Below are 10,480 nucleotides of genomic sequence, written 5' to 3' on the forward strand. Positions count from 1 at the left end.
CCCTCAGGCCCGTGCGCGACGCGCGGTCAGAGGCTGCTACCGCTGCCGTAGGGCGCGTACAGATCCAGGAGCCGCGTGCGCGTCGCATGCAGCCTGAGGGCGACGACGCCCCCCACCCACTCGGCGATGTGCCGCCCGAACTCGGCGTCCTCCTGGCACATTCCCCGCACGGCGGCAGCGGGGAACTCGTAGGCGCGCAGCGGGGACGTCGTCTCGCCGCCGAGATGCCAGGTGTGCGGGGAGAACATCCAGGACCAGCCGACGAGTTGGTCGTGACCGAGGGTCTCGATCACGGCCGCGCGGCGTCCCGGAACGCGCAGGTCCAGTGCGACCGAGCCGGAGCGGATGATCCAGAACCGGTCGGCGTGCCCGCCTTCCTCGAAGAGTCGGCTGCCCATGGGGAACGACACCTCGCGAGCGGTGTCCATCAGACGGAGCTGATCTGCCGGAGGCAGCGAGCGGAGCGTGCTCGGCAGGGACGAGAGGGACATGGCGCCTCCAAGAGGGTGTGAGCGCTTGCCACTTCTCTCTCCATGATGTTCCGCGGCCGATCCGGGACCCAGGGTCCTTCGGCACCCTCGGGCGGGCCTTTCGGCACCGCGACGCGTACACCGGTGCCGGCTGTGCCCTGCGGCTCCCGCGCCGGGGGGCGGCCACGGGAGCCCACCGGCCGCCAAGGGGGGCGGGCGGCCGGCTCCCCCCAGGCTAGGTCCTTTCAGGCCGCACCGACCCCTACTGGTCCACACCAATTTGCCCCGCTGTCCGCGTTGTGTCCGCCGCGCCTCATGATTGACACCTCGCGGCGTTCGCCCGATCACGATCGGTGACGGGCACATCAAAACTGGCCGAATGATCTCGCGTTCGACGTACTGGCCCGGGGATGCCCGATCCCGGACTGCCGCGGTGGCGGGCGACCTCTGTCCGATCGGTCTCGGCGGGTCCGCAATGGACTGAACTGGGCGCGCTCGTGGTGAGCGGTCGTGTATTGCGTCGCCGGACCGCCCCGCTGGTCCGGCGCGCGGTCGACCGTCCGGCGCGCGGTGATCCGACTGGCGCGCTGTCGGCGCGCCAGCCGGTAGCGCTGCACCCCGAACGCAGGGAAACAGCAGGCCACTTGAGTCCCCCGCCCGCCTGCGCTCAGGGCAGCGGTCGTGTTCGGCAGGCCTGTGAGCGCGTGCCCGCGGACGTTCGTGCCGCGTCGGCGCGCCGAGTGAGCGCCGTCGGCCGACGGGTTCGGTCACGGATGGCGACGTTCGCCTACCGCATGGCCGAAACGTGCGTCTGAGCACCCGAACAATCTTGGGATTCTCTGGTCATGCGCCTCTTCAGGCACTTAAGTACCTGTCAGGCGTTCGCTATGGCCAAGGGCGACAGCCTTCGCAATGGCCAAGGGCGACGGCCACCGTACGGGTGATGCGCCGGCGGTAGTCTCCGCCCCGCGCCATCGGCCCTCCGCCGCTGTCTCCGCACGACCGTGCCACCTCGTCCCGACTGCCCGAAGGATCCTCCGCCTATGGCCGCCAGCGCACACCGTCCGGTGTCGTGCTCACATCCCCCGCTGGACCGCAGCGGCCGGCGACGCTGATGGCGAGTTCGAACCCGGCCGGCCGAGACAGAGACCTCTACGCGGCGGTGCAGGACATCCAGGCGGGTTACTGGATGCAGATGCGGCAGGTCCTTGCCCGGACGGGCAACTGGCCGCAGTGGACGTCCCGTACGCAGGTCCTCGGGGTGGTCGCCGCGCAGACCAACGTCGTGGAGCTGTGGCTGAAGGAGGAGCCGGAGAGCCTCGCCGCCCGGGTGATGTACGCCAGAGTCGCCACCGAACGGGTGTTGCAGGCCCACCGCGGACAGTGGGCGCAAGGCTCACCGCAGGCCCGGGACCTGGAGAAGCTGGCAGACCGGGCCCGGCAGGCGTGCCACAAGGCGGGGGAGGGGAATCCGCACGACGCGGTGCCCTGGATCTGCCGCCTCGCCCTGGCCGAAACGGACACGACGGGGCGCCACCCGGAGCACCACACGCCTCCGCCACCCCACGAGTACCTGCTGCCGAGCGGGCCGTGGGGACTGCTGGGGGAGGTGCACCAGCGGGATCCCTTCAACCGCGAGGCCTGGCACCGCATGTCCCAGGCGCTCCAGGCCCGCCCGGGTCCTGCGGGACGACAGGCCGTCGCGGTGGACTTCGCCCGCTGGACGGTCTCCTTCGCGCCGCCCGACTCGCCCCTGCTCCTGCTGCCCCTCTACGCCCGTGTGCAGGAGCACCGCGAGCGACGGGACAAAGGCAACGAGGTCACGCTGAACCTGCTGTGGACCAGGGAGGACACCACCCGGGCCGTCACGCAGGCCTTCGAGGGCTGGTTCCGGACGTGCGATCCGGCCACCAGTTCCCAGCTGGATCTCAACTATCTCGCCTACGCCCTGGCGCGGGGCGGCTTCCCCCAGTGGGCGACCGAGGTGTTCGACGCCATCGGCGACTTCGCCACGCCCGCCCCGTGGCAGTCCGACGCCCGGCACCCCAAGGACCAGTGGCGGAAGGCATTCGAGGAGGACCGTGACGCCTGCCTGAGATCCCACCCGCGGCACACGGGAGAACGCCCATGACCGCCGGCCGCGGCCCCCGTGCGGGCGCCACCGCGTCCCGCCGCCGGCCCTGCGGCCACCCCGCCTGCACCCCTCCTTCCAGCTTTCCTGTGCGGAGAACCCATGACCTCGGTACGAACGCAGCGCCAGCAGCCGAACCCGGCCCATGACGACGGGGAGGACGCGCGCATCCTCCAGTCGCTCGGCTACACCCAGCAACTGCACCGCAGGATGGGGGCGTTCGGCAACTTCTCCGCGTCCCTGTCGGTCATCTCGATCATGTCGGGGACCTTGCTGCTCTTCGGCTACGGCCTGAACTCGGGCGGCCCCGCCGTGATCACCTGGGGGTGGCTCGCCATCGGGCCGCTGGTGCTGTGCCTGGCCGCGGCCCTGGCCGAGATCACCTCCCGCTACCCGACCAGCGGTGGCCTGTACTACATGGCCCGCCAGCTCGGGGGCGAGCGGTGGAGCTGGTACACCGGCTGGCTCAACCTCCTCGGCCTGCTCGGCGGAATCGCCGCCCAGGACTACGGCATCGCGACGTTCACCGCCGCGTGGATGAACCTGCAGTTCGGCTACACGCCGACGCCGGGCTCCCTGCTCGCCCTGTACGCGGTCATCCTCGCGCTGCACGCGGTCCTGAACCTCTTCGGGACCCGGCTGATGAACATCCTGACGTCCGTGAGCGCGTGGTGGCACCTGGCAGGGGCCGTCGTCATCATCGGCTCCCTGGCGCTCGTGCCCTCCCACCACCAGTCGGCCGGCTTCGTCTTCACCGAGTTCACCAACAACACCGGTTGGAGCGCGCCGGTGTACGTGATCCTGCTGGGCATGCTGCTGCCCGTCTTCGCCCTGGCGGGCTACGACACCTCCGCCCACCTGAGCGAGGAGACCAACCACGCCTCCGTCGCCGCGGCCCGCGGGGTGTTCCGCTCGGTGGCGGTGTCCTGGATCGCGGGCGGCATCCTGCTGACCACGCTCCTCTTCGCCATCCAGGACTACGCCACGACCCTCGACGGCCCGACCGGCGTCCCGGTCGCGCAGATCCTGCTGGACGCGCTGGGCATGGCGGCGGCGAAGTCCCTCCTCCTCGTGATCATCGTGGCCCAGTTCCTGTGCGGCTACACCGTGACCGCCAGCGCCAGCCGGATGATCTACGCCTTCGCCCGGGACGGCGCCCTGCCCGGGTCGGCGCTCTGGAAGAAGGTCAGCCGCCGCACCGCCATCCCCGCCAACGCGGTCTGGCTCGCGGTCGCCGTGGCCTTCCTGCTCGCGCTGCCGTCCCTGTACTCCACGACGGCGTTCTCGGCGGTGACTGCGATCTCGGTCGTAGGATTCACCTCGGCGTACGCCATCCCGGTACTGCTGCGGCTCATCCACCGTGACCGGTTCTCCCCGGGCCCCTGGAACCTGGGCCGCTGGAGCCGGCCGATCGGGTGGGTGGCGGTGCTGTGGGCGGGCGCGGTCACGGTGCTGTTCCTGCTGCCGCAGAGCAGCCCGGTCACCGCCACCACCTTCAACTACACCCCCGTCGCCGTGGTGGTGGCCTTCCTCATCGCGGCCCTGTGGCGGCGCTTCGGACGCGGCTCGTACCATGTGCCCCGCTCCAGTTCTCCCAGCGAGGACAAGCAGTTCGAAGGCATCATCTGATGACAGCGACCCCGAAGGCCGTACCCGCGACGACTGCGACGTCTGCGCAGTCCGCGGCGACCGCTACGGTCCCGACGACCTTCAAGACCTCGACGCCCCAGGGGAGTACGGTGACTGTGACTGGCCTCACGGATTCCATCGAATCGGCGCGGCAGCTCGCCGTGGCCTGGCGGGCCTTGGTGCTCGACCGTGACGCGGACGCGGATGTGCGCGACCTGCCCGGCATCGCCGTCCGTTGGGCCGACTGCCGTTTCTCGTTCTACAACTGCCTCACGCTCACCGAGTCGGGAGCAGGCGCCGAACTCGTCGCGCGGCGTCTGGGCGAGGCGGCGGGCATCATGCGTACGAAGAAGCACCCGGGCTTCTTGTGGCTCTTCGAGGACCTCCTCGACGAGGAGGCACGCGCCGGGCTTGCCGCGGCGGCCGAACGGGCCGGCCTGGAGTACGCCTTCCCCGGCACGGGCATGGCGGGAGACCTGCTGCCCGTCCCCGACCCGGTCCACCCCGATCTGACGTTCGTGCGAGTGAGCACCGACGAGCACCTGACGGCCTATGCGGACCTCCAGTCGCGCGCATACGGGTTCCCCTTGGAGGAAGGCCGCGACGGCCTGGTCGGATCCGCGCACTGGAAGAGCGAGATGTACGCCTACCTGGGGCTGCGCGGCGACGTCCCGGTGGCGTCCGCCGCCACGGTCGAGGCGGAGGGGCGCCTCTTCGTCGCCTTCGTCGCCACCGACCCGGAGTGGCAGCGCAGAGGCTACGGCGAGGCCGTCACGCGCAAGGCACTGCACGAGGGCGCCCGCGCCACCGGCCTGACCCGCGCGACACTGCACGCGACGGTCGCCGGGGCTCCCGTGTACCCGCGTATCGGCTTCACGCCGAACTCGCCGATCCACTTCTACCAGTTGAAGGAGTGAGGCGAGGGGCGGGGAGCATGTTCCCCCTCCCGCGACGGCAAGGACACCGCCGGTGCGGGCCGCCCGGGTCAGCCGTCCGCCAGCTGGAGTGTCCCGACGCGGTCCCAGCCGCGGGCGGCGATCCGTTCGCGCAGCTTGAGTCCGGCGCCGCCGCGTACCAGCAGGTGTTGGGGCGGACTCAGGCGTATGGCGAGGAGGACGAGAGTTTCCAGGACACTGTTGGCCAGGAAGCGGACGTCGGTGAGGTCGATGACGATTTCCTCGGTGCGTGTGGCCTCGTCGGTGAGGGCGACGACGAGGGGCCCCCGGTGCGCGCTGAGGGCCTCGCCGTGCAGGCGCAGGCCGGGATGGTCGGCCAGGGGGAGCATGAGCAGTTGGTCGTCGGTGAAGTATCCGCGCATCGTCGGTCCAGGATGCTGGGGCGCACCGGTGGAGTAGCGGCGGCGGGGGAGTCGGCCGTGGCGATCGTCAACGCGGTGCTGTGTCGCGGGTGCAGGCTCCCGCTGGATGCAGCCGCTGGCGTAGGGGCCCCAACCCGGGCCCGAGAGGTCGCCGGTAGGTCGGCCGCCGCGCTAACAGCGACCCATCGACCACGGACTGCCACCAGTCTACTGTCACGCGCTCCTGCCACGAAAGGCTCTTGTCGGCAGGAGGCGTGCGCCGCCGGTTCGCCTGCCCCGCGTGCACTCCTCAGCCCTCCGTGTGCAGTCCTGCGACTCCCCGCATCGTGCCGCGGGCGCGGACGTCCTCACGGATACCCGCGCTACCACCCTTTCCGGGTGCTCACCGCGGCGCCCGGATGCGGGAGGATACGTGAGAAGGGTTTCTGGCAAGCCCGGACCGGTGTCCGTCATGAGGTGCCGGCGGGCAGAAGGGCGCTGCGGGCATGGCCATGGAGCAGGACGCCGAACCCCGGCTGGTGATCCGGCAAGTCCCGGTGGGCCGGTCTGCGGCGGTGATATGCCTGTCCGGCGAACTGGACTTCGACACCGTCACCTTGCTGCGTGAGGAGATCGTGCAGGTGGCGGCGCATCCGGAGAACCGCCGACGGCTGCTGCTCGAACTGTCCGCCGTCACCTACTGCGACAACGCCGGACTGTTCACGCTCCTCGGTATGTGCCGGGCGCTGGACGCGGTGGGGATCGCCGTCGGCATCATCGAGACCGGGGTCGTCGTCGATGCCGCCATCCACCGGGCCGGTCTGGAGAAGCAGTTGCCCTTGCGGCGAGCCGGGCCCTGGTGGATGTGACCTCGCCGGTCCGGCGTGAAAGCTTCACCCGCCATGGGCTTCTCCTGAGGCATCGTGGGCCCTGACCGCTCTCCATGAGCTGGGGAGGCATCATGCACGACGTACTTGAGCGGGTCGAGGGGGCCCGAGCGTTCGAGGAGTGCCAGCGGCTGCGCCTCACGGTGGAACAAGTGTGCGCCAGGGCCCGTGTCATGCGGACGAGGGCCGAGGAGATGCGCGTGCGCACGCGAGAGATGCGCGGGGCGGCGGCAGCGCGACGTGAGCGGCAGTGACCGCGAGGGCGAGGGCGAGGGCGAGGGCACGCGGCGGGCTGGGCGTGCCCTCTGCTCGGTGAGCCGGTGAGCCGGTGAGCCGGTGAGCCGATGAGTCGGTGAGGTGGTGAGCCGGTGGGTCGGTGATTCGGTGAGGTGGTGAGCCGGCGGGTCGGTGATTCGGTGAGGTGGTGAGTTGGATGGTCGGTGAGGCGGTGAGCGGGGGTGCGGTGAGCGGGGGCGCGCCGGGAGCGGCTTCGTGGCACGGGCGTCGCGCCCTCACCGCGACGGCCCGGCACATCCACGCATTCCGCCCACAGGTGTGAGCCGCGCCCCCTAGAATCACGGCAGTTGCCGGACGAGCAGGGAAGCGCCCATGGTCTGGTCCCAGCTGACTCCCGCCACCCACTTCTCCGTGACTCGCCGCCCGGCACCGGACGCGACCACCTTGCGCGTGGCCGGGGAACTCGACGCGGCGAGCCTGCCCGCCCTGGCCAAGACCTTGCTGCGGCCCGAGCACAGCACCGCGCACGTGAGACTCGACCTGAGCCGGGTCACCTTCTGCGCCCCCGCAGCCCTCGACATGCTCGGCTCCGCCTCCCGGCACCTGGGGACGCACGGCGGCGAACTGATCGTCGAGCGCGCGCACAGCCAGTTCCAGCGCCTCCTGCAACTGTGCGGCCCTCCGCCCGGGCTGCAGATCCGGCCCCCGCCCACGGTCGGCCTGGCCCCGGACGAGTACCGCCGCCGCGAAGCCCTTGTCAGCGAGACCCTCACGCTGGCGCGGCGCATCACAGGCGCCCCGATGGGCAACGCCCAACTTCTCGACCCCGCCACCCGCACGTTGCGCATCGTCGCGCACTACGGCTTCCAGCACCCCTTCCTCAGCTTCTTCGAAACCGTCCACGACCGCGACAGCGCCTGCGGGGTCGCCGCCGACGACCGCGACCCCGTCTATGTCGAAGAGGTGGCCGTTTCAGCGATCTTCCGCGGCACTCCCGCCCTCGACGTCCTGAACGACGCGCACGTCGGCGCCGTGTGCTCGCTGCCCATCACCTCCCGGGACGGCGCCCTGATCGGCGTGATCTCCACTCATCACTCCCAGCCGACCGCCTGGTCCCGCGAATTGCAGGACACCCTCAACCACCTGGCCCGCGCGGCCGGGCACATTCTCTGACCCTCCCCGTCCTCCGCCGGTCACACTTTGCCGCCGCCGTCCGTCAGGGCAGTGACAGCACCTTGCGGTGCCCTGAGGAAACAAGGAAGCAGGAGACGGTGATGGAAACACGTTCGATCACGGCTGAGGTCCCGATGGTCCCTCGTATGCAGGAAGACCCCGCGCAGCTCGTCCCCGAGCTGGCGGCGGTGTCGGCGGCGCTGTTCAAAGTCACCGGCAACGGTTCGGTGCCGCGCTCCACGATCAGCCTGGTCCAGCTGCGGGCGGGCCAGATCGTCGGCAGTACGTACCTGACCGTTCTGCACACCGGTTTCCTGCGCAAGGCGGGGGAGCCGGAGGAGCGGATCACGTCGGTGTCGTCCTGGCAGGACTCGCCGTACTTCTTCGGTGCGGAGCGCGCCGCCCTGGCGCTCGTGGAGGCGGTGCTGCGGCCGTCCGCGGACGGTGAGAGGGTCTCCGACGAGCTGTACGCCCAGGCTGCCGAGCACTATGAGGAGAAGGCGCTCGCCACCTTGATGTTCGCGATCGGGCAGGTCAACTTCTTCATCCCGGTGGCTCTCATCGCCAAGCCGGTGCCCGGCCGGTCGTTCACCGACCCGTGGAAGTAGGACGCGACAGGTCCTGGGAGGTCTAGGCAGGGCCTGCCAGGACCTGGCAGGCCCTCGCAGGAAGCCTGTTGCTGAAAGGGACCGCCGGTACCCGCCGGGCCGACGACACGATATGGCTCCGGACCCGCGGCGGCCCCTCTACCCCTATGCTCTTTCTACAGCCCTGTAGACAAGGGTTTCTGATCAGGCCTCACGGATCTTACGGATCCCACGGATCTCTATGAAGGAGCGGACGCCTCGATGGTGTTCAAACGACTGCTCGGTGCGCTCGGTGTCGGTGGCCCCTCAGTGGACACGGTCCTGGACCCCGGCGCCGTCAGGCCCGGCGGGACCCTGCGCGGGCAAGTCCACCTCCAGGGCGGAAACGCCGACGTCGACATCGAGCACATCACCCTGGAACTGGTGGCGCGCGTCGAGGCCGAGCACGAGGACGGCGAGCAGGAGGGGTACGTGGCCTTCGGCCGGTTCACGGTCGGTGGAGGCTTCCGCCTCGGTGAGGGACTGGGGCACAGCGTGCCGTTCGAGATCGCTCTTCCATGGGAGACACCCGTCACTGAGCTCTACGGGCAGGCGCTCGGCATCGTCCTGGGGGTGCGCACCGAACTGGCGGTGGCGGGCGCCAGGGACAAGGGCGACCTGGACGCCCTGGTGGTCTCCCCGCTGCCCGTCCAGGAGTCGATCCTCGAAGCCTGCGGGCAACTCGGCTTCGGCTTCAAGTCCGCGGACCTGGAGCTGGGCCGCATCGGCGGTACCGGCCAGCAACTGCCCTTCTACCAGGAGATCGAGCTCACGCCTGCCCCGCAGTACGCCCACGCACTCAACGAGGTCGAGATGACCTTCCTCGCCCATCCCGGCGGCACGGAGGTCGTCCTGGAGGCCGACAAACGCGGTGGCTTCTTCTCCGCCGGGCACGACGCGATCACCCGCTTCACCGTCTCCCACGACGACGCCCGCCAGCAGGACTGGAACGCCGTGGTCGACGGCTGGATGCAGCGGATGCTGGAGCACCGTGCCTCCTACGGACACGGTGACGCCTACGGCTCCGGCCACGACGGCCACGGCCACGGCATGCATGGCACACACGGCCACGGACACGACCGTCACGGACACGACAGTCACGGACACGGTGACCATCACCGCTCGGGGCCCGGCATGGGCACCGTGGTGGCGGCGGGGGCGGCCGGGCTCGCCGTGGGAGTCGTCGGCGGCATGGTCGCGGCCGAGGTCGTGGACGAGGTCGGCGACTTCTTCGAGGGGGACGACGAGGGGGACGAAGGCGGGGGTGACGAGTAGGGCGTAGGCAGTGAAAGGTCGCGACCAGGGCTGGAGCCCGGGTCGCGACCAGAGCCGGAGTCGGGCTTGCGAGAGGGTCGGAGTCGGGCTCGCGAGAGGGCCGGAGCCGAAGCCGGGACCGGGCCGGCATCGGGGCGCCGGCTCTTCGCCTCCTGTTTCCGCCGACTTGGCGGACGATCAACCGTCGGCCAGCAGGCTCTGGAGGCGGGGTTGTTGAGGCGCCACTCCGTACGAGATACTTCTACAGGCTTGTAGAGTCCGGCGCGTCGGGCGTCGGACACCACGTGTGTCCGGGAGTGAGTGAACCTGATGTTCGGCCTGAGTGAGCTGGCCCTGATCCTCCTCGTCGTCGTGGTCGTCCTCGCCGTGCGGAAGCTGCCCGAGCTGACGCGGTCGGCCGGGAAGGCGACGCGCATCCTCAAGAGCGAGAAGCGCGCGCTGAAGAACGACTCCGAGGGCTAGGGCCTGTCGTCAAACTCCCTCCGTTGCCCGGAGGGCAGCCACGTGGCGTCAGGTGCGTGCTCTCGGCGTGCCGGGCACAGGCCCTCGTACTGGACGTACTTGGGTCTGGGCCCGGTGCGGCGAGAGTGCGTGCATGGCGTCACGTGGCAGGAGGGAGTTTGACGACAGGCCCTAGGTCGTGTCTTCAATTGATCTCGTGTGCTGGATCATGGTCGGGTGATACGTCGCCATGAACTGTCCGATGCCGAGTGGGAGTTCGTCCGGCCGCTGCTGCCTGTGTCCTTGCGGGGGCG

11 protein-coding genes are annotated in these 10,480 nt (G+C 70.2%); 9 read left to right on the forward strand and 2 right to left on the reverse strand.

Features of this window, described 5'->3' with window-relative positions; all coding sequences use genetic code 11:
* Window positions 1-26: 26 nt before the first annotated feature.
* Entirely contained in the window at window positions 27-491 is a 465-nt protein-coding gene (locus GPA10_RS12210; protein WP_157165503.1) for a cyclic nucleotide-binding domain-containing protein, read from the reverse strand.
* 1,051 nt (window positions 492-1,542) lie between these two features.
* Here GPA10_RS12210 and GPA10_RS12215 point away from each other — a divergent pair.
* The 3 genes from GPA10_RS12215 (at window position 1,543) to GPA10_RS12225 (ending at window position 5,147) form a co-directional block, all read left to right on the forward strand.
* Entirely contained in the window at window positions 1,543-2,601 is a 1,059-nt protein-coding gene (locus tag GPA10_RS12215) for a hypothetical protein (protein ID WP_343040705.1), read from the forward strand.
* 102 nt (window positions 2,602-2,703) lie between these two features.
* Window positions 2,704-4,230, forward strand: coding sequence for an amino acid permease (locus tag GPA10_RS12220; protein WP_058850691.1), 1,527 nt, complete (start codon window positions 2,704-2,706; stop codon window positions 4,228-4,230).
* A gap of 116 nt (window positions 4,231-4,346) precedes the next feature.
* Entirely contained in the window at window positions 4,347-5,147 is an 801-nt protein-coding gene (locus GPA10_RS12225) for a GNAT family N-acetyltransferase (RefSeq protein WP_343040710.1), read from the forward strand.
* A 68-nt stretch (window positions 5,148-5,215) separates the two neighbouring features.
* Here the strand turns inward: GPA10_RS12225 and GPA10_RS12230 are convergent, their stop codons facing one another.
* Window positions 5,216-5,548 (reverse strand): hypothetical protein, encoded by a 333-nt coding sequence (locus tag GPA10_RS12230; protein WP_157165505.1) that lies wholly within the window; start codon window positions 5,546-5,548, stop codon window positions 5,216-5,218.
* A gap of 485 nt (window positions 5,549-6,033) precedes the next feature.
* On the opposite strand from GPA10_RS12230, the gene GPA10_RS12235 reads away from it, so the two are divergent.
* From GPA10_RS12235 to GPA10_RS12260, 6 genes are all read left to right on the forward strand, one after another.
* Window positions 6,034-6,396, forward strand: coding sequence for an STAS domain-containing protein (locus GPA10_RS12235; RefSeq protein WP_157165506.1), 363 nt, complete (start codon window positions 6,034-6,036; stop codon window positions 6,394-6,396).
* A gap of 92 nt (window positions 6,397-6,488) precedes the next feature.
* A complete protein-coding gene (locus tag GPA10_RS12240; RefSeq protein WP_157165507.1) occupies window positions 6,489-6,668 on the forward strand; it encodes a hypothetical protein in 180 nt (59 codons plus the stop codon).
* 355 nt (window positions 6,669-7,023) lie between these two features.
* On the forward strand, window positions 7,024-7,824 hold the full coding sequence (locus GPA10_RS12245) for an STAS domain-containing protein (protein WP_157165508.1): 801 nt from the start codon (window positions 7,024-7,026) through the stop codon (window positions 7,822-7,824).
* Window positions 7,825-7,925: 101 nt separating this feature from the next.
* Window positions 7,926-8,432: a carboxymuconolactone decarboxylase family protein gene (locus GPA10_RS12250; protein ID WP_157165509.1), complete on the forward strand. Its 507-nt coding sequence runs from the start codon at window positions 7,926-7,928 to the stop codon at window positions 8,430-8,432.
* A 240-nt stretch (window positions 8,433-8,672) separates the two neighbouring features.
* Window positions 8,673-9,725, forward strand: coding sequence for a sporulation protein (locus tag GPA10_RS12255; RefSeq protein WP_157165510.1), 1,053 nt, complete (start codon window positions 8,673-8,675; stop codon window positions 9,723-9,725).
* A gap of 309 nt (window positions 9,726-10,034) precedes the next feature.
* Window positions 10,035-10,187, forward strand: a complete 153-nt coding sequence (locus GPA10_RS12260; protein ID WP_058850767.1) for a twin-arginine translocase TatA/TatE family subunit — start codon at window positions 10,035-10,037, stop codon at window positions 10,185-10,187.
* Window positions 10,188-10,480: the final 293 nt, after the last annotated feature.

Origin of the sequence: Streptomyces typhae (assembly GCF_009755605.1) — a bacterium.
Taxonomy (GTDB): Bacteria; Actinomycetota; Actinomycetes; order Streptomycetales; family Streptomycetaceae; genus Streptomyces; species Streptomyces typhae.

Excerpts from the sequence above, each read along its gene's own strand:
- GPA10_RS12245 (WP_157165508.1), top strand. The coding sequence starts at position 7,024 with ATGGTCTGGTCCCAGCTGACTCCCGCCACCCACTTCTCCGTGACTCGC.
- GPA10_RS12230 (WP_157165505.1), bottom strand. The coding sequence starts at position 5,548 with ATGCGCGGATACTTCACCGACGACCAACTGCTCATGCTCCCCCTGGCC.
- GPA10_RS12250 (WP_157165509.1), top strand. The coding sequence starts at position 7,926 with ATGGAAACACGTTCGATCACGGCTGAGGTCCCGATGGTCCCTCGTATG.
- GPA10_RS12235 (WP_157165506.1), top strand. The coding sequence starts at position 6,034 with ATGGCCATGGAGCAGGACGCCGAACCCCGGCTGGTGATCCGGCAAGTC.
- GPA10_RS12260 (WP_058850767.1), top strand. The coding sequence starts at position 10,035 with ATGTTCGGCCTGAGTGAGCTGGCCCTGATCCTCCTCGTCGTCGTGGTC.
- GPA10_RS12255 (WP_157165510.1), top strand. The coding sequence starts at position 8,673 with ATGGTGTTCAAACGACTGCTCGGTGCGCTCGGTGTCGGTGGCCCCTCA.
- GPA10_RS12210 (WP_157165503.1), bottom strand. The coding sequence starts at position 491 with ATGTCCCTCTCGTCCCTGCCGAGCACGCTCCGCTCGCTGCCTCCGGCA.
- GPA10_RS12220 (WP_058850691.1), top strand. The coding sequence starts at position 2,704 with ATGACCTCGGTACGAACGCAGCGCCAGCAGCCGAACCCGGCCCATGAC.
- GPA10_RS12240 (WP_157165507.1), top strand. The coding sequence starts at position 6,489 with ATGCACGACGTACTTGAGCGGGTCGAGGGGGCCCGAGCGTTCGAGGAG.